Genomic DNA, 18318 nt, shown 5'->3' with positions numbered 1-18318 from the left:
ATGTTAAATAAATTTTATTTCTCACCTGAGGCCAGAAAAATATCTATGGCAATCTGCTCTTGGCAGGTGCAGCTTGATGCGGTACATTTCTGGTTCAAGGTTTCAACCCGGATATTTTGAAGACCGGCCTGTTCAAACCAACCCTTGACATCTTTCAGTTCAAACCCCGGCCAGCGGTCGTGATGCTCTTTTTGCATATTTGTATGGGTATGGAGGCAAAGGTCTGTTATGACCAGCCGTCCGCCCGGCAGAAGTATCCGGCTCATTTCATTTATCACCCCTGCCGGATCTTCGGCATGATGAAGAAACATATTGGCAAAGCTGTAATCTACGCTTTGGTTTTTTAAAGGGAGTGCGTTTCCATCTGCCTGTAGGCAGGAGACATTTCGCACCCCGAACTTGGACTTTATCTTTTCAAGCATGGCGGCTGACTGGTCAACGGCTATAACCCGGCAATTCTTTTGCAGCAGTCCTGCGGTCAAGTATCCTGTGCCTGCCCCTATATCAGCGGCTATGCTGTTCGGTTTTACATCTGCGGCTTCAAGGGCAGCTTCGCGTATCCGGTCTGAGAAAAAGCCCTGACGCATTTCATCCCAGTTGTCGGCTACCTGATTGAAGTAATCCCGGCTGCTCATTCAATTATCACTTGTGCTCCGCTCTGGCGGGCAATAATCTCCCCGATGATTTTTGCTTCCGGCAGGTTTTTCATAATAAGCCCGGCCTCTTCAGTGCCGGCTATTATAACCATACCTATACCCATATTGAACACATGGAACATCTCTTCGCGGTCTATTCCACCGGTTTTTTGGATAAGCTGGAACAAGGGCGGTATTTCCCAGTTTTTAGTTTCAAAACGGGCGGACACATCTTCAGGCAGTGTCCTAGGGACATTATCCGTCAGGCCGCCGCCGGTTATGTGGGCTAACCCTTTTATGAGAAGGAGGTTGGGCTTTATTTCTTTTAGATAACTGCGGTGGGGTACCAGCATGGCTTCGCCTGCTGTTTGCCCGAGTTCAGGATAGTATTTGTCCAGTGATTCACGGCTTTCACCCAGAACTTTGCGTGCCAGAGAATAACCGTTGGTATGGAGTCCGTTTGAAGCCAGACCCAAAATCACATCTCCCGGTTTGATGCCCCGGTTGATAAGCATATTTTCTTTTTCAACTACCCCGACAATAAATCCGGCCAAATCGTAATCTTCCCCGTGGTAAAGGCCGGGCATTTCGGCAGTTTCACCGCCGATAAGGGCACATCCCGCCTCTAGACAGGCGGTTGACAGTCCCTTGACAATTTCGGTTATCTTTCCTGGTGATAGCTTGCCCATGGCAATGTAATCAAGGAAAAAGATGGGTTCAGCCCCGGAGGTCAATATATCATTGACAGAGTGATTGACAATGTCAATGCCTATAGTATCGTGTTTATTCAGCACGCCGGCAATTTTCAGTTTGGTGCCTACGCCGTCACAGCTGGAAACCAGTACCGGGTTTTTGTAACCCTTGAATTCGTACATTCCGCCGAAAAATCCCGGACCTGCCAGCACTTGAGGTCCAAGAGTGGCTTTGGCGTATTGTTTGATGAGTTCTTTTGATTTTGAGGCGGAGTTTATATCCACTCCTGCCCCTGCATATGTATCTTTGATGTGGCCACCTCTCAAATCGTGGTAACTAAGATTATCAGAAATAACTATCAACTGCAACGAATAAAACACCGCCGAAGGCGTTAAACTTCAAGCGGTATCAGGCGCGGGATAGCTCTTTTGGGGTGGAAAACTAGCTTTCGGGTGAAGGCATCTGGCAACAGTTGTGTCGTTGATTGCCAAGTGCAAATTTATCCATTTCCAGTTGAACTGGCAGGGCATATTCGCCGGTGAAACAGGCCAGACAGAAATTCTTCTCAGGCAGCCCCACGGCATTTATCAACCCGGGCAGGCTAAGATAGCCAAGTGAATCTGCTCCTATGTATTTTTGTATCTCAGGTATGCTCATTCTGGCGGCAATAAGTTCTGAACGGGTGGCCATATCTACCCCGAAGAAACATGGGTTGGTTATGGGGGGTGCGCATACCCGCATATGGACTTCTTTGGCGCCGGCTTTACGTAACAGGCGGATAACCTGTGGGGTGGTAGTTCCCCGGACTATGCTGTCATCTACCAGTACTACCCGCTTATCTTCCAGAACGCTCTTAAGGGGATTGAACTTTAGTTTCACGCCCAAATCACGCAGACGCTGGTCAGGCTGAATAAAGGTTCGCCCCATGTAGCGGTTTTTAATAAGGCCTTCGGCTGGAGGAATGCCTGAACCTACGGCATAGCCGATACCGGCAGCCGTGGCAGAGTCAGGTACGCCTATAACCAGGTCTGCATCTACCGGGTATTCCTTGGCCAGTTCTACCCCCATGGCTTGGCGGGCGGAATACAAAAGACGCCCGTCTATCAGGCTATCTGGGCGGGCAAAATAAATGAACTCAAATATACACAAAGCCCGTCTGGAGCTTTGCTGTTTAAAACTGGTTATGCCGTTTCCGTTTATAGCTACAATCTCGCCTGGCTCTATTTCACGCACGAAATCAGCTCCGATATGGTCAAGAGCACAGCTTTCAGAAGTGACTACATAACCGCCCTGAATTTTACCCAAGCACAGGGGACGGACACCCAGTGAGTCACGCATGGCAAATAGGGTGTCTTTGGTCATAAGGGTGCAGGAAAAAGCCCCTTTCAGGCGGTTCATGGCATAACGTATCCGTTTGACCCAGTCAGTTTCAATAGATGAAAGGATAAGCTGGCTGATTATTTCGGTATCAGTGGATGTCTTAAAGGTGTATCCCTGAGAGGTAAGTTCTGTATTCAAAGCTTCGGAATTTACGATGTTGCCATTATGGGCTATGGCTATAACATTATCTCCCTGCCCCATTACAAAGGGCTGGGCGTTAATCTGCTGGCTTGAACCGGTGGTGGAATAGCGGTTGTGGCCTATGGCAATATGGCCGTCCAGTTTTTTAAGTATATCTTCAGTGAAAATATGGGAAACCAGACCCATCTGGGAATGAAGCTTAAGCTCCTGTCCATCAGATGTAGATATGCCTGAACTTTCCTGCCCTCTGTGCTGCAAGGCAAACAGAGCGAAAAATGTGAGTCGGGCTACATCCTGACCGGGGGCAAATACACCGAAAACGCCGCAAGATTCATGCAAAATAGACAGCCTCTTTATATCTGAATGACAATTTTTTATTATACGCTAAGCTTTGGAACGGGTCAATTTAAGCTGCGATGCAAACCTATTCAAGGCCAAACAGGCGGGTCAGGCCGAAATAGCCGGCATAGCAGATGGCAGTGCATTTAATAAACTTGCCGGCCAGTGAAATCAGCATAAATTTGCGGATACCGAAATTTACTGCTCCGGCGGCCAGAGTCATGGGGTAGAAAAAAGGGTTGATAATAGCTGAAAGTATAAAAACCATAAGTGAACCCCGCCTTTCCATCAGCTTCAGCATTCTGCAGTACAAGCGGTTTAGTTTGCTGCCTGAATCTGATCCGGCCAGACTGGATTTACCTGAATAGCCGGTCATGTAAATGGAAAAGCCCCCCAGAGCTTCGGCTAAGCTGGCTACCACTCCGGCGAAGAGCGGCCCCAGTATCGGATCTCCCACCGGCGGCGGCAAGACCCCGCCCAGCGTAAACTGGACAGCCAGCATGGGTACCGGAACAATAGAAATGGAGCTACCCAGAAAACTGATGGCAAACATGCCTATATATCCATAGCCGGCCAAATCCTGAATAATATCCCGGCGGATGATGAGCCAAACCGAAAGGGCAATGCTGATTATAATAACCAGAACGCCGAGCCAAATTCCCCACTTTTTAAACCATGTACGGGTCTTTAGCTCGGCACCGGTTGCACATATTGATATTTCTTCTTCGGGCAGCTCTGCCATCTAAGGTCTTTCTGGTATCAGGCGGCCTTTTGGCTGAAACTCAGAGCTTCATCCGCCTTGTCCACCAGTATTGTAGCATTTTCACTAAACTCATTGCGAAGCAGCTTGCCCGCCAGCGGGCTTTCCACGTATCTTTCAATGGCTCTGCGAAGGGGTCTGGCACCGAAAGCCGGGTCATAACCCACCTTGGCCAGCCAGCCCTTAGCCTCGTCGGTCAGCTCCAGTTTGAGTTTGCGTTCCTCAAGACGTTTGGAAACGTCTTTTATCATGAAATCTACTATCTGGCGTATCTGTTCCTCTGCCAGCTCGTGGAAGACAATTATTTCATCTACCCGGTTGATGAACTCCGGACGGAAGGTCTTTTTGACTTCGGTCATGACCTTGTCTTTCATGCGTTCATAGCTGTCATGGCGGGTTTTGGTGTCATCGGTTCTGACTGCGAAACCCAGAGCAGATTCGCGTTTTATGGTTTCTATGCCTGCGTTAGAGGTCATTATAATGACCGTATTTTTAAAGTCCACTGTTCTGCCCTGCCCGTCTGTCAGACGGCCGTCATCCAATAGCTGGAGCAAGGAATTGTAGACATCTGGATGGGCTTTTTCAATTTCATCCAGCAGGATAACCCGATAAGGGCGGCGGCGAACCAATTCGGTTAGTTGCCCGCCTTCATCGTAGCCCACATATCCGGGAGGTGCCCCCACCAGACGGGATACGGTGTGCTTTTCCTGATATTCGGACATATCCAGCCTTACCATGGCGGTTTCATCGTCAAACAAAAACCAGGCCAGACTTCGGGCCAGTTCTGTTTTGCCCACCCCGGTCGGGCCTAAAAACAGGAAACTGCCTATAGGGCGGCGCGGGTCTTTAAGACCTGCCCTGCTGCGGCGGATAGCTTCGGCAACGGCTTTTACGGCTTCTTCCTGGTCTACCATCCGCTCGTGGATACGCTCTTCCATATTCAGCAGTTTGGAAGCCTCGCCTTCAAGCATCTGGCTGACAGGTATGCCGGTCATAGAGGAAACCAGCTCGGTTATCTGTTTGTCAGTTACTTCTTCGGCTATTTTCTCCTGTTTCAGCCATTCCTCACGGGCAGTGTTGAACTTTTCTTCCAAGCGTATTTTTTCAGCCTTGAGTTCAGCCGCTTTTTCATAATCCTGCAGTTGGGAGGCGGCTTCTTCCTCAATGCCTGCCTGACGAAATTCATTTTCCAGCTTCTTTACTTCCGGCGGGGCGCTTTCGCTATCCAGACGGAGTTTGCTTGCGGCTTCGTCAATAAGGTCTATAGCCTTATCGGGCAGTTGGCGTTCAGTTATGTAACGGCTGGACAGCCTGACGGCTGCCTCCAGAGCGGCGTCACTTATCTTCAGCTTGTGGTGGGTTTCGTACTTGGGTCTGATACCCTTTAGTATCTCAATAGTTTGTTCCACTGTAGGTTCTTCCACATATACCGGCTGGAAGCGGCGCTCCAGAGCGGTGTCTTTTTCAATATATTTGCGGTAGTCATCCAGAGTGGTAGCCCCAATAGTCTGGAGTTCACCCCTGGATAAGGCCGGCTTCAGCATGTTTGAGGCATCAATAGCCCCCTCGGCTGCCCCTGCCCCGACTACGGTATGGATTTCATCTATAAACAAAATAATTTCACCGGCAGATTGGCGCACTTCGTCCATTACGGCTTTGAGGCGTTCTTCAAACTCCCCCCGGAACTTGCTTCCGGCAACCAATGCACCCATATCCAGTGCCATTACCTTGCGGTCACGCAGGGATTCGGGTACGTCGTTATCCGCAATTTTTTGGGCAACCCCTTCGGCAATGGCAGTTTTGCCTACACCTGCTTCCCCCACTATCACAGGGTTGTTCTTGGTGCGGCGGGAGAGTATCTGCATAACCCGGCGGATTTCCTGATCACGGCCTATTACCGGGTCTATCTTGCCCTGTTTAGCCAGTTCGGTAAGGTCACGGCTGTATTTGGCCAGTGCCCTGTATTTGCTTTCGGCTCTGGCATCAGTCACCCGGTGTCCGCCCCTTATTTTCTGGAGGGCGGAATAGACTTTTTCCTGATCAATACCAAAATGCTTCAGGATGCGGGCAGATTCTCCCTGGGTATCTCCTGCTATAGCTACCAGCAGATGTTCCGTGCCTATGAATTCATCCCGCAGGCGGTCTGCTTCGTTGTTGGCGGTTTGCAGCAGGCTGATAATGCGGGGGGTGGGGTATATCTGAACATTGCCGCCTACTGCTTTAGGCGAACGTTTCAAAGCCTCTACCAGCTGTTTGGTTATTTCCTCGGAGCTTAGTTTCAGCTCTTTGATTATTTCACCCACCAGCCCTTTTTCCTGACGGACAAGAGCCAGCAGTACATGTTCAACATCCCATTGGCTGTGCTGATATTCCTGTACCAGCATCTGTGAAGCGCTGAGGGCTTCCTGGGCTTGTTCGGTAAATTTTTCCTGTCTCATGGGTTTACTCCTCTCTGAGTAGTTGTATTTCTTCCTTCAGGGCTTCATTTTCGGACATAAGCTCCTGAATACGATTACGCATATTTAGTATCACTTCCACCCCGGCCATATTTATGCCCAGCTCATCCAGCAGAGTCTTGGCCAGTTTCAGTCGTTCAATATCCTGCTCCGAGTATAACCTTATCCTGCCCTGTGAACGGAATGGCTTGATAATGCCCACCCGTTCGTAATAACGCAGGGTGTAGGTCTGCATGCCCAGTATTTCGGCGGCTACCGAGATTACATAACGTGGCTGATTGGTATTTTCCATGAGTATCTCCCTTTAACTGTCCGGCCGAAGCTGGCGCAGTTTTTCAAAAAGGTCTCTTTCGGTATCTGTAAGTTTTTCAGGCAGTACAATGCTGACTTTAGCCAGCAAATCTCCGCTTCCATCCTTCCCCAGATGGGGGATACCCTGTCCTTTAAGGCGGAAAGTGCGACCGTTCTGGGTTTCAGCCGGTATTTTAAGCGCCAGTTTGCCCTTGAGCGAGGGGATAAATATTTCCCCGCCCAGCATGGCGGTAGTCAGGTTTACCGGTACATTTACCGTAAGGTCATCGTCTTTGCGTTCAAACTTTTCATGGGGGCGTACATGGATGCGAAGGTACAGGTCACCCCTTTGTCCACCCGCCTGTCCATACCCGCCTTTGCCTGCCAGACGGATTTTGGAGTCAGTATTAACACCGGCCGGTATCTTGACTTCCAGCCTTTCAATCCCCGGATTTATACCCGTACCCTGACAGGTTGGGCAGATCTTTTTATCTTTTGCACCGCTGCCCCCGCAGGTTTCACAGGGTTTTTGCATCTGGAAACTTAGCAGACGGCTGGTACCGCTGGCGGCTTCCTCCAGCGAAATGTCTACGGGTTGTTCAATGCTTTGTCCAGGCTGGGGATGGCTTCGGCGTCTGCCGGTGCGTCCGCCCAGCATCTGGCTTAAGATATCTTCAAATCCGCCGCCTTCGGAACTGCCAAAGTTAAAGTCATATCCGCCAAAGGGACTGCCCTGGGTTTGCTGCTGGCTGGTGCGGGCTTTTTCATACTGCTCACCGTACTGCCACTGCTCCCCGTACTTGTCATACTTGGTCCGGTTTTCCGGGTTGCTCAATATTTCGTAAGCCTGATTTATCTTCTTGAAGGTTTCTTCAGACGCCTTGTCCCCCGGATTCAAGTCAGGGTGGTATTTGCGGGCAAGCTTACGGTATGCCTTTTTTATTTCGTCCGCACTGGCGGTTTTAGGGACGCCCAGCGTTTCGTATAAGTTTTTTTCATTTGCCATATAATTCCCCCTTGGGAAATATCTGTTTAATATTATAATATGATGGTATAAATAGTGTCAATGAGGTATTATCAAAGTTAATAAAATGGTGTTAGTATAGTTTAAGGTATATTGCATTTCCATGTATATATGATGTTGACAAGCCTTCGGTACATCTTTATAATAAAACTCGATTTAATGAATCAGACTTCTGCTTTTTCCATGGGTTTCCAAATTTATGGCAAAGATTCAAGATTTGCCTTTCTATTTTACTCTCATCTTATCAAGTCTTAGCAGGTTATTATGTCAAAATTTATTTTTGTAACTGGCGGTGTAGTTAGTTCTGTAGGCAAAGGTATTACCGTTGCCTCATTGGGAAATATTCTCAAAAGCCGGGGCTTGAGTGTTTCGGTTCAGAAGCTTGACCCCTATCTGAACGTGGACCCCGGTACCATGTCCCCCTACCAGCATGGCGAGGTTTTTGTAACCCAAGACGGGGCTGAAACCGACCTTGATCTGGGAAGTTATGAACGCTTTATAGATATCGAACTTACTGCTGATTCCACCGTTACCTCCGGGCAGGTGTATTCCGAGGTTATAAACAAAGAACGCCGGGGTGATTATCTGGGAGGTACCATACAGGTAGTGCCCCATGTTACTCAGGAGATAAAGGCCAGAATACAGCGTCTGGCAGACCGTTCCAAAGCTGATGTGGTGATAGTGGAAGTGGGCGGCACAGTCGGTGATATTGAAGGTCAGCCTTTCCTTGAGGCTATCCGCCAGATGCGGAATGATACCGGCCGGGATAATGTTCTGTATATTCATGTCACCCTGCTTCCTTACATACAGTCCACCCAGGAGCTTAAAACCAAGCCTACCCAGCATAGTGTTAACGAGCTTCGGCGGATAGGTATCCAGCCTGATATTATAGTCTGCCGGGCAGATTACCCTATATCAGAGGGTATCCGAGACAAGATTTCTTTGTTCTGTGACGTAGAACGCAAGGCAGTTATCTTTATGCCTACCGTTTCCACCATATATGAAGTTCCCCTTAAGCTCGAGTCCGAGGGTGTGGGGGATTTGCTGGTCAGCCGTCTTCACCTGAATGCTTCTCCGTCTGACCTCAGCGTCTGGCGCGGGTTGGTGGAAAAGATTAAAGAACCCACCCCGACAGTCAGGATAGCGCTGGTTGGCAAGTATGTGGAACTCAAAGATGCTTATTATTCAGTGCGCGAGTCTCTCTGTCATGCCGCCATTCATAACGGGCGGGATATCCAGATAGACTGGGTACATGCAGAAGATATTGAAAAGAATGGCCCTGAGGAATATTTGAAACATGTTCAGGGCATTATTATACCGGGCGGATTCGGCATAAGAGGTATTGAAGGCATGATAAGTGCCGTCAAGTATGCCCGTGAAAATGGCATACCCTATCTGGGGTTATGTCTGGGTATGCAGGTTATGGTGATTGAATTTGCCCGTTACGTGCTTGGCTCAGACAAAGCTCATTCTACCGAATTTGAACCAGATTCACCTTATCCGGTTATTGACCTCTTGCCGGAGCAGAGGGGAGTGGATTCCAAGGGCGGCACTATGCGTCTGGGCAATTATCCCTGTGTTATCCAGCCGGGTACCATGGCTGGGCAGGCATACGGGAATAACCTGATAAATGAACGTCATCGCCATCGTTTTGAGTTTAACAATGATTATCGTGATACCCTTTCCAAAGCCGGTATGTTATTTAGCGGGTTGTCTCCTGACGGTAAACTGGTAGAAATTTGTGAAGTTACCGGCCACCCCTTTATGATGGGTTCACAGTTTCACCCGGAATTTCTTTCCCGTCCCAACCGTCCCCATCCCTTGTTCCGGGAATTTATAAATGCTGCCAAAAAGGTTATACGTGATGGTGAACAGCCTTCTTTGCCGCTTTCGCCCTAAAAATACGGGCATGAATATAAATCGGTCCTGAGGTAGAAATGCGCATTTTTCTGGATACCGCCAATATTGAAGAAATTAAAAAAGGCCTGAAACTCGGGGTGGTGAGTGGTGTAACTACCAATCCCACACTGGTTGCCAAAGAAGGCATAAGTGATTATAAATCTGTAGTTCAGCAGATATGCGCTTTGTTGCCGGAGGGTGATGTTTCTGCCGAAATTACGGCTGAAGACCCCGCCGAAATGTTGAAACAGGCCCGTGAAATAGCCAAATGGGCACCCAATGTAGTGGTTAAGATACCTGCCACTACTGAAGGGTTGGAGATAATTTCCAAGCTAAGCAAAGAGGGTGTCCGTTTCAATATGACACTCTGTTTTTCGGTTAACCAAGCTTTGCTGGGGGCTTTGGCCGGGGCGGCCTTTGTCAGCCCGTTCGTGGGCAGGCTGGACGACGCCGGGCATGACGGCATGATGCTGATAAATGATATAGTTAATATATATAAGGAATACGGGTTTGAAACCCGTGTGATTGCCGCCAGTATCCGCCATCCGCTTCACTGCACTCAGGCGGCCCAAACCGGGGCAAGCATTGCCACTGTACCCTACAAGGTGCTTATGCAGATGATGAACCACCCGCTGACAGATTCGGGTGTTGCCCGTTTCATGGCTGACTGGAAAAGAGTCCAGAAGTAACACTGACGTTTGTTTATTAAAGGTGCTTCCTTTATATATAGAAACCAAAATACAAATAATTCGTTTTAGATAGGGGGTGAGACACAATGGAAATCGGACAATTTGAACTGAGTGAACTTGAAAAGAAGACTCGCGAAGAGCTTCTGGATATTGCCAAAGAAATGGGTATAAACGGGGTAACTGCCCTTAAAAAGCAGGACTTGGTGATGCGCCTTATTCAGGTTTATACCGAATCCCAAGGGAATGTATTTTGTTCGGGTATTCTGGAAATAATGCCGGACGGATACGGATTCCTTAGACAGGCATCTCTCCTGCCCAGCTCATCAGACATATATGTGTCTCAGTCCCAGATACGCCGTTTCGGACTTCGCACCGGTGATATGGTAATAGGCCAAGGGAGGCCGGCCAAGCCGGGTGAGAAATATTACAGTCTTCTGCGGGTGGAAGCTATCAATGACCTTAACCCCGAAATGGCCAAACGCCGCCCGAATTTCGGTGCTCTGGTTCCCACCTTTCCTGACCGCCTGATAAATTTGGAAACCACCCCCACCGAACTGGCCACCCGCCTCATAAACCTGATAGCCCCCATAGGCAGGGGACAGCGCGGTCTTATTGTTTCCCCGCCCAAGGCCGGCAAGACCACCATTTTGAAAAACATAGCTAATGCCACCGCTACCAATTATAACGATATACACATAATGGTAGTCCTTATAGGTGAACGCCCTGAAGAAGTAACCGATATGCGCCGCCACGTGCGGGGCGAGGTAATGGCCGCCACCTTTGACGAACCGGTAGAAAACCAGACCCGGGTAGCCGAACTGGCACTGGAACGGGCCAAGCGCATGGTAGAGAGCGGCAAAGACGTCTTTATCCTGCTGGACGGCATTACCCGCCTTACCCGTGCCTACAACTTGGCCATGCCCTCATCAGGCCGCACCCTTTCCGGCGGTATTGACCCGGTAGCCCTCCACCCCGCCAAGAAATTCTTCGGGGCTGCCCGCAATACCGAAGAAGGCGGCTCTCTTACCATCATTGCCACCTGTCTGGTGGAAACCGGCAGCCGCATGGATGACCTTATTTATGAAGAGTTCAAAGGCACCGGCAATATGGAACTTCATCTGGAACGCCGTTTGGCCGAACGCCGTGTATTCCCGGCTTTGGATATACCCCGCTCAAGCACCCGCCGTGAAGAGCTTCTGCTGGGTGACAACTACAAGCAGGTACAGCTCCTGCGGAGAATGGTAGCTATTATCGCTGATGACGCCAACCACTATACAGAGGTTAACGAGCGCCTGCTGGACCGCCTGCGCCGCTCCAAGAACAATGCTGAATTTTTGGCTAACCTCCAGAAGGAAATGTAAGCTAAAAAGGATAAAAAAATATTTTCAAACGTAGAGGGTATCAAAACTATAGTATTTATTAGCCAAATTGGGGCAAAATACTAATAAAGTATTGACAGCCTGTGTTATTATATAAGATAGGTTAAACCATGAAAGGTGGTGGTGTAATTTGTATGCACCCGTAAGGGGAAGCGTCTTTGATTGATGCGAAATTGGACCACTCTTGGTCTTCATATATACATATATAATATGAAGACATTTGCATAAAATAATAAAAAAGGAAATTTTTAGGTCGATGTTTAAGACAAAAATAAGTAAAGTACTGGGCGTAGTCCTGACTGCTGCCATGGTTCTGTCCATGTTCGCTGTCGCTACCCCCGTAGCTGCTGCCAACCAGGCTTGGAGCAAGATCGCCCTGCCCGGTTCCGGCGCCACCGGCGGCTATGTTGTCAGTGACACTGACATGCGTTTCTATGACATCGGTATTCTGGAATGGAATGCTGACAAAACCGCTGTTTATGCGACCGCTGTTTATGATGATGGAGACGACACTCTCGTACGCGTCTTCAAGTCAACCGATGCCGGCCGCACCTGGAAGATGGTTTTCAGCAACTGGGACGGTTCTAACCCCGTTCTTGATGGTGACTATATCTTTGATGTCTGTGCTTCCAGCGTAAACGCCAATGAAGTTTACTTCACTGACGGTTCTGAAATTTATACCACCAAGGACGGTGGTGTAACCTGGAACAAGCTGTCAAATCTTGTCACTTATGCAACTTCCAATTTTGTGACCGCCATTCCTGATGGTGATATTGTAACTTTGGATGTCGGTTATGCCGGCGCTAACAAATACGTCTTTGCTGGCACCGCCACCTTTGGCGGCGTTGGTATTAACGGCGTATATATGTGCCAGGAAACCGCCTTTGGTATGCCCTGGACTGACCTTGATGTCATTGGTCAGCGTGATGATGCTTGGGATAGTTGTAATGTCTGGGACGTAGTTGTAGACCCCACTGACTTTGCCACCAAGCAGGGTATTATTGCTGTAGCCGAAGACACTACAGATGGTTCTGAAGCTACCTATATTACCGCCAAATACTTTGGCAATCAGTGGAACCAGCCTGCTACCTGCAAAGATGCAGAAGTAATGCAGGGCAACGATATTTCCATCTCTGGTGTTTACCATGCCGAACTCTGGCTGCCCTCTGATTTCAGCTCCAGCCTGACCTCCGGCAAATTCCAGGCCTGGCTGGCCTTGGCCACTATGTATGATCAGGGTGATGTCTACCTGTGGTATGGTAACAGCACCAAGACCATTGACCTTAACGTCAGCGGCCTTGACACCGAAACCGAAGTCTCTGATATTGACGGCGCCGGCGGCGTCGGCACTGCCAAGCTGATTATCGGTGGTTACACCAATACCTCAGATTGGAAACCCAAAACTTGGTATTCTGCCGACGGCCTTACCTTCACCAAGACCAGCAAAGCCCCTACCGGTTCTCATAGCTGGTTTGATGAGGATGTAACCGTTTTGGCTTTGGCTGACTTCGCCACCTCCGGTAAAGCCCTTGCTGGTACCGGCGGTTGGGACTGCGGTGTTTCTTACACTGCTGACTTTGGCAAAACATGGAATACCATTTCTATGATGCGCCAGGCTATCAACGAAGTTGCAAACATTGCCGGCAACCTGTTTGTAGTCACCTATGACTATGTTGAACAGAGTGTCTGGCGTCTGTCCGGTGGTGTTTACGAACGTGTCTTCTCAACCTCCATGGTTGGCGAAGATGGCGACATTGATGTTGCTGTTTCACCCGCTGGTGATGCAGTATTTGTAGCTTCCCTCGGCGGTACTATGATCTGGCGCTCACTGGATAACGGCCAGACCTTCACCGCTCAGGTAAGCAACATTACCACTGTTGACGGTGCTGCTCTTATTTCTTCTTGGTTTGTTTCCAATGCCAACACCATCTTGGTTGGTGGTGCTAATGTAGTTTACCAGACCAGCACCAATGGCGTTCTCTGGTTTGGCCGCCCCTGTGCTGTTGGTATTGTTACCTCCTTTGCTGTTTCAACTGATGGTTCTGTATTAGTAGCCACCGGTTCTCTCGGCAAGGTTTCCAAATCCATTGATGGCGGCGTTACCTGGAGCACTCCTTCTGCCGCTGCTCCTACCGTTTCTGCAACATCTCTGGTAACTTTCCAGAATGGCAGCAACAGCGTTGTCTACCTGACCGGTAGCGACGGTGGCGCATTCAAGTATGACTTTGCCGCTACCACTCCCGCTTGGAAAGAACTGGGCACTGCTACTCCCGTTACCGACTTTGACTGGGCTGCTACCTCCGCTGTTGTTAACGGCGTAGGTATCTTCTCCGGCATTGCTTCTGGTGGTAGCGTACTCTATGTTCTGGACGCTAATGCCGTTGCCGATGGTCTTTCTCGCTTTACCATGGTTGGCACTACCAGCTATGCTGGTTCTGTCGCTACCCCTGGTACTGCAGTAGGCACTAAACTGATTGGTATTGCCGCCCCCGGTGCTAACATGCTTTACGGTATCTTTGGTGCCGAACTGTATGTTTACACTGACAAGATGGCAGTACCTGTTGCCAATGTTCAGATAACCAAGATCACCACCACATCCTTGACTGTAACTTGGGATGCCTTGAATGTTGACAATAGCAACATTGAAGTAATGTACTATGTATACATCACAGATGCTGCTACCGGTGCTAAAGTTGCTTATATGACCACATCTGCCTTTACTTCCGATGGTACCACTGTCGGAACCAGCTTTAAGATTAATGATCTTGATGTTGATACTGTGTATCAGGTAAGCGTCTGGGCTGTTGATCCGGTCATGAGCTTCGTGGGTACTGCTTCAGTCTCCACCCAGCCTGATCGTCCCGACTACACTGTTAACCTGATGCCTACCAATGGCGCTATCAATATCCCCATTAAACCCGTGTTTGCATGGGATTCAGTTGCTACTGCTGTCAGCTATGACCTGATACTCAGCACCGATCCTACCTTCGCTGATGCTACCAAGGTTTTGGCTACCAAGAGCCTGACCACCAATTACTGGGCCTATGACGGCACTTTGACCAACTCAACCAGCTATTACTGGAGAGTTCGCATCAATACTGCCAACAGCACCAGTGAATGGTTCCCGGCCGTCTTTACCACCGTTAAGGCTGATGCAGCCCCGGTAGAGGTCAATAATCCTCCGGCTATCACTTTGACCGTACCTCAGGCTGAAACTCCTGTCTATATCTGGTTGATTGTGGCTGTCGGTGCTATACTGACTCTCGCCGTAATCGTCCTGATTGTCCGCACTCGCCGCGTAGTCTAATAAACTACAAAGTGAAAAAGGATTGACGGTCCTAAAGTAAGTCAAAGAGCCCCCCGGAAACGGGGGGCTCTTATATTTATGCTAGTTTATCCGTGTGATTGCGCCTGATGAAAATATAACTCTACATAAAGTGGTGCTACTTGCATGAGAGGGTCTACGGGCAAAAACTGGGCACTTGGAATTTAGGGGAAGATGCCCGGCCGGAACGGACTAGAAAATGGCTGAAATGGCATACTGGCGGGTGGGGATAATGGCCTAAAATGGAGTTTGGCTGAAAAAAGAAAGGCCGGATTTCTCCGGCCCTTTAGGCTAAAAACAAAAACTGATTAATGCTTGTGGGAATCAAACTCTTTCTGAAGTTTTTCTACCTGTTTCTTCATCTGCATGTCCATGTAAGTATGAGCTACCGCCCAAAGTACAACCACAATAAGAAGGATTTCATACCATTCCATATTAACGCCTCCTAAAATACATTATTGATGATTATAGTCAGGATAAACTTGCCAGTCAATAGGTACAGTTAGTTAATAACATGTCCTTAAGGGTTTTAAGATTTACTATATCCTCACGGTTGTAGGCCAGCAGTGTTTCAAGTGCCCCGATATCAGATTTGTTTATGTAACTCCACCATAGCTGGACAGCTACGTATCCGTTAACCTCGGTCAACTGGCGGGGAATACCCAACTGGCATTCCACTTTCTTTAATCCGCCCTTCAGGTTTTTAGCCCAGCAGTCAAACATCAGGTCACGATGGTTAAAATGGCGGCTCAGGTCTATCCCAAGTTTTCGGTGAATAAACGGCAGGTCAAATCCCTTGCCATTATAGGTATAAATTGTATCTGCACCTGCCAGAGATGACATTACGTTTTCGGCAGTGCATTCTCTGCCTACCAGTTGAATCAGTCCCGGTATCGAACTGCCGTTTACCAGATGGATACCTATGACTGTCAGCTCAGACTGATAAGGTGAAAGGCCTGTTGTTTCAATATCTAAATATGCTTCCATGCAGGTTTAATGTTGTCCTTTTCTCAAACACGGGGAACAGTTTGTCAGATAGTATTGTAATAATAGCTCTTTCGGCGTTTGAATATTGCCAGTATGACCAAGACAATTATCAGTAATCCCAATCCGATGGCAATATAAAGAAAAGTATAATCAGCCTTGAAATTGGCGGTTATGTTCATAGGTTTATTAAGTGTAATGATTGCACCTGCGTCTGTGCCGCTATAATCTCCGCTCCAGCTTTCAAATACTTGGCGGATTAAAAACCCCTCCGGTGAGGGTGCGCTTAATTTCACGGTGCTGCCTGCGGCATACCAGCCGGCGCCGTCAGGTGTGCCATACGGAGAGGACAGGTTAAGCTGATATTCGGTGTTGTAGTTCGCCTTTATCGTTTTGGGTTTGTCCATTACAAGGCGGGTGCTGGCCAAACTCCCGCTGATATCACCGCTCCAGCCGGTAAATGTGTAGCGTATTCCGCCATCTTCAATATTTGGGGCAGAAAGTGAAGCAAAGGTGTTTTGGTCATACCATCCGGCACCGGTAACCGTACCGGCAGGGGAGTCTATGGTTAAAAGATACTGGCGGGAATAAACTGCCTGCAGATTTGCACCGCTTATGAACGAACGGCTGGCTGAGGTATTTCCATCTGCCCAGTTTTTAAAGAGGTAACGGATTCCCTGAAGTATTTCTACATTTAGAGCGGTAATTTCGTGGGTTGTGCCGGGAGTGAAGTTGAACTGTGTATAGCTAAGTGAATAGGTTTTGCCATCCACTATCAGATAGTTATAGTTGCCGGTTATAGGCACCGAAGTGCTAAGGATGAGTTTGCCGATAAGGCTGAGCTCTCCGCCTATTCCATCCGAAAGGAGAGGGTGCTGAAGGGAGGATGCTAATTGGGATTCATATGTAGTGAGGGGCTGTGCGTAGTAAAAAAGCTCTTCCAAGGTTATTATATTGTCACCGTTTATGTCTGCGTTGGGTACATAGCTGAGTCCGTCATTTATATATCCGGAAAAAAGCCCGCTGTCTCCGTCTGCCCAGGAAACTTCAGTAGCCAGTGATGAATAGAGAACTATCCGTCCGGTCTGGCTTAAATCAGTGGCAAAGCTGGCGGAATAGCAGGATTCCAGTATGATAGCCTGATAGTGAGACTCCATAGGTGAAAGCCAGTTTGAAAGCTCCTGGCTAGAAATCCAGTCTGAGGCATAATAAGCATCATACGGGGCTATATATGAATGGCTGTCGCCATGTCCGGCAAAGAAAAAGATAACAGTATCATTGTCATCTTCTTTATCTTTCATCCAGTCCAAAGCTGACTTTATGGAATATTTGTCCGCTTTGCTGTCGGTCAGCAACACTACATGGTCATCCCCCCAAGCTTGTTTGAGGGAATTTGCAAATTTCTGGGCACCGTTAGCCAGACCTATTACATCTGTAATTTTCTGGTAATCTGAAATACCCACCACTACTGCCCAGTATTCATGTGAGGAAACAGCCAAAACCGGCGTTTGGGGCAGAAGACCTGCGGCCAGCCCCAGAGCCAGAATGAAGGAAATGACAACCCGTTTCAGGTAGTGCATTCAGTGCTATCCTCCCGCACAGTTCTTGTTTTCCGGGTTTTAGGGCTGCAGTAACATAACCTGGGTGGTAACAGGCAAATTGCCTCTGGTTATATTCAGCTTTGATTGGGGTTCAAGACTGCTTATACCTATTTCCTTGAGAAACTGGCCTATAGGCAAAAGGGAACTGGTTGATAAATCACTTTGGAAGTGCATGGGAATAACAACAGCTGGTTCCAGCTTGCGCATTATCTCGGCGGCTTTGCCCGGGCTGATGGTATTGCCCCCGCCAACCGGCAGAAGAAGTATATCCACCCGTCCCAGCTCTTCAATCTGGTTGTCAGTCAGACCCTGGCCAATGTCCCCCAGATGGCATATGGACAGGTCATCTATCTCCATCTGGTAAATGGTGTTTTTACCCCGCTCGCTGCCCTTGGAGTCATCATGAAAGGTGGAAAGACCCAGGATGATAACATCTCCGATTTCATATTCACCGGGGCCGCTTACAATGTGGGGATTGCCATCAATAGCCGAAGTAAACGAATGATTGGGATGAGCATGGCTGACGGTAATTACCTCAGCACTCTGTTTGCCCATCGCATACCCCAAATTCGGGGGGAACGGGTCAGTAATTATAGTAGTATTTTTGCCTTTAAGGCGAAAGCACGAGTGACCTAACCATTTAATTTCCATATGGGTGAATTATATCAGACCCCCTTCAGAGGGTCAATTGAAGCTGTCACTTTATTATTTATTTGGTATCT

General features: G+C 48.5%; 15 protein-coding genes. 4 read left to right on the top strand and 11 right to left on the bottom strand.

The window, feature by feature from the left end; translation table 11 throughout:
- Positions 1 to 14: 14 nt before the first annotated feature.
- The 7 genes from X794_RS05885 to X794_RS05855 all read right to left on the bottom strand — a co-directional run bounded on the left by X794_RS05885 (position 15) and on the right by X794_RS05855 (position 7701).
- On the bottom strand, positions 15 to 635 hold the full coding sequence (locus tag X794_RS05885) for a class I SAM-dependent methyltransferase (RefSeq protein WP_034376255.1): 621 nt from the start codon (positions 633 to 635) through the stop codon (positions 15 to 17).
- The gene (gene purM, locus X794_RS05880) at positions 632 to 1654 is read right to left on the bottom strand and encodes a phosphoribosylformylglycinamidine cyclo-ligase (RefSeq protein ID WP_051044878.1); all 1023 of its coding nucleotides are present in this window, start codon (positions 1652 to 1654) and stop codon (positions 632 to 634) included. Before purM ends, X794_RS05885 begins: the two co-directional genes overlap by 4 nt.
- A gap of 115 nt (positions 1655 to 1769) precedes the next feature.
- Positions 1770 to 3188 (bottom strand): amidophosphoribosyltransferase, encoded by a 1419-nt coding sequence (purF, locus tag X794_RS05875; protein WP_011309773.1) that lies wholly within the window; start codon positions 3186 to 3188, stop codon positions 1770 to 1772.
- Between the two features lie 85 nt (positions 3189 to 3273).
- On the bottom strand, positions 3274 to 3930 hold the full coding sequence (locus tag X794_RS05870) for a VTT domain-containing protein (protein ID WP_012034158.1): 657 nt from the start codon (positions 3928 to 3930) through the stop codon (positions 3274 to 3276).
- A 17-nt stretch (positions 3931 to 3947) separates the two neighbouring features.
- Positions 3948 to 6386, bottom strand: a complete 2439-nt coding sequence (locus X794_RS05865) for an ATP-dependent Clp protease ATP-binding subunit (protein ID WP_011309771.1) — start codon at positions 6384 to 6386, stop codon at positions 3948 to 3950.
- Positions 6387 to 6390: 4 nt separating this feature from the next.
- Positions 6391 to 6696, bottom strand: a complete 306-nt coding sequence (locus X794_RS05860) for a MerR family transcriptional regulator (RefSeq protein ID WP_011309770.1) — start codon at positions 6694 to 6696, stop codon at positions 6391 to 6393.
- A 12-nt stretch (positions 6697 to 6708) separates the two neighbouring features.
- Positions 6709 to 7701 carry a DnaJ C-terminal domain-containing protein gene (locus X794_RS05855; protein WP_034376257.1) on the bottom strand — a complete coding sequence of 331 codons (993 nt, stop codon included), beginning with the start codon at positions 7699 to 7701 and terminating at the stop codon, positions 6709 to 6711.
- A 282-nt stretch (positions 7702 to 7983) separates the two neighbouring features.
- On the opposite strand from X794_RS05855, the gene X794_RS05850 reads away from it, so the two are divergent.
- The 4 genes from X794_RS05850 to X794_RS05835 all read left to right on the top strand — a co-directional run bounded on the left by X794_RS05850 (position 7984) and on the right by X794_RS05835 (position 14993).
- A complete protein-coding gene (locus tag X794_RS05850) occupies positions 7984 to 9618 on the top strand; it encodes a CTP synthase (RefSeq protein ID WP_011309768.1) in 1635 nt (544 codons plus the stop codon).
- A 38-nt stretch (positions 9619 to 9656) separates the two neighbouring features.
- Complete coding sequence (fsa, locus tag X794_RS05845; RefSeq protein WP_034376259.1) at positions 9657 to 10307, top strand: fructose-6-phosphate aldolase; 651 nt, start codon at positions 9657 to 9659, stop codon at positions 10305 to 10307.
- Between the two features lie 86 nt (positions 10308 to 10393).
- On the top strand, positions 10394 to 11668 hold the full coding sequence (gene rho / locus X794_RS05840; protein WP_012984491.1) for a transcription termination factor Rho: 1275 nt from the start codon (positions 10394 to 10396) through the stop codon (positions 11666 to 11668).
- A 274-nt stretch (positions 11669 to 11942) separates the two neighbouring features.
- A complete protein-coding gene (locus X794_RS05835) occupies positions 11943 to 14993 on the top strand; it encodes a fibronectin type III domain-containing protein (protein WP_041344576.1) in 3051 nt (1016 codons plus the stop codon).
- A gap of 326 nt (positions 14994 to 15319) precedes the next feature.
- Here the strand turns inward: X794_RS05835 and X794_RS07480 are convergent, their stop codons facing one another.
- The 4 genes from X794_RS07480 to X794_RS05820 are packed head-to-tail and all read right to left on the bottom strand — an operon-like array spanning position 15320 to position 18247.
- The gene (locus tag X794_RS07480) at positions 15320 to 15445 is read right to left on the bottom strand and encodes a hypothetical protein (protein WP_012984489.1); all 126 of its coding nucleotides are present in this window, start codon (positions 15443 to 15445) and stop codon (positions 15320 to 15322) included.
- A 55-nt stretch (positions 15446 to 15500) separates the two neighbouring features.
- A complete protein-coding gene (locus X794_RS05830) occupies positions 15501 to 15998 on the bottom strand; it encodes a ribonuclease H-like domain-containing protein (RefSeq protein ID WP_011309763.1) in 498 nt (165 codons plus the stop codon).
- A 44-nt stretch (positions 15999 to 16042) separates the two neighbouring features.
- Positions 16043 to 17575, bottom strand: a complete 1533-nt coding sequence (locus X794_RS05825) for an InlB B-repeat-containing protein (protein WP_034376261.1) — start codon at positions 17573 to 17575, stop codon at positions 16043 to 16045.
- Positions 17576 to 17614: 39 nt separating this feature from the next.
- On the bottom strand, positions 17615 to 18247 hold the full coding sequence (locus X794_RS05820; RefSeq protein ID WP_011309761.1) for an MBL fold metallo-hydrolase: 633 nt from the start codon (positions 18245 to 18247) through the stop codon (positions 17615 to 17617).
- Positions 18248 to 18318: the final 71 nt, after the last annotated feature.

It is taken from the genome of Dehalococcoides mccartyi CG5, from assembly GCF_000830885.1.
Taxonomy (GTDB): Bacteria; Chloroflexota; Dehalococcoidia; order Dehalococcoidales; family Dehalococcoidaceae; genus Dehalococcoides; species Dehalococcoides mccartyi_B.
The sequence above is the reverse complement of the archived record's forward strand: the minus strand, read 5'-3'. Positions and strand labels throughout refer to the sequence as shown.

Bases quoted from the DNA above. Each gene is read 5' to 3' on its own strand.
- X794_RS05850 (WP_011309768.1), top strand. From the start codon at position 7,984: ATGTCAAAATTTATTTTTGTAACTGGCGGTGTAGTTAGTTCTGTAGGC.
- X794_RS05870 (WP_012034158.1), bottom strand. From the start codon at position 3,930: ATGGCAGAGCTGCCCGAAGAAGAAATATCAATATGTGCAACCGGTGCC.
- X794_RS05830 (WP_011309763.1), bottom strand. From the start codon at position 15,998: ATGGAAGCATATTTAGATATTGAAACAACAGGCCTTTCACCTTATCAG.
- X794_RS05885 (WP_034376255.1), bottom strand. From the start codon at position 635: ATGAGCAGCCGGGATTACTTCAATCAGGTAGCCGACAACTGGGATGAA.
- X794_RS05865 (WP_011309771.1), bottom strand. From the start codon at position 6,386: ATGAGACAGGAAAAATTTACCGAACAAGCCCAGGAAGCCCTCAGCGCT.
- X794_RS07480 (WP_012984489.1), bottom strand. From the start codon at position 15,445: ATGGAATGGTATGAAATCCTTCTTATTGTGGTTGTACTTTGGGCGGTA.
- fsa (WP_034376259.1), top strand. From the start codon at position 9,657: ATGCGCATTTTTCTGGATACCGCCAATATTGAAGAAATTAAAAAAGGC.
- rho (WP_012984491.1), top strand. From the start codon at position 10,394: ATGGAAATCGGACAATTTGAACTGAGTGAACTTGAAAAGAAGACTCGC.
- X794_RS05855 (WP_034376257.1), bottom strand. From the start codon at position 7,701: ATGGCAAATGAAAAAAACTTATACGAAACGCTGGGCGTCCCTAAAACC.
- X794_RS05820 (WP_011309761.1), bottom strand. From the start codon at position 18,247: ATGGAAATTAAATGGTTAGGTCACTCGTGCTTTCGCCTTAAAGGCAAA.
- X794_RS05860 (WP_011309770.1), bottom strand. From the start codon at position 6,696: ATGGAAAATACCAATCAGCCACGTTATGTAATCTCGGTAGCCGCCGAA.
- X794_RS05825 (WP_034376261.1), bottom strand. From the start codon at position 17,575: ATGCACTACCTGAAACGGGTTGTCATTTCCTTCATTCTGGCTCTGGGG.
- X794_RS05835 (WP_041344576.1), top strand. From the start codon at position 11,943: ATGTTTAAGACAAAAATAAGTAAAGTACTGGGCGTAGTCCTGACTGCT.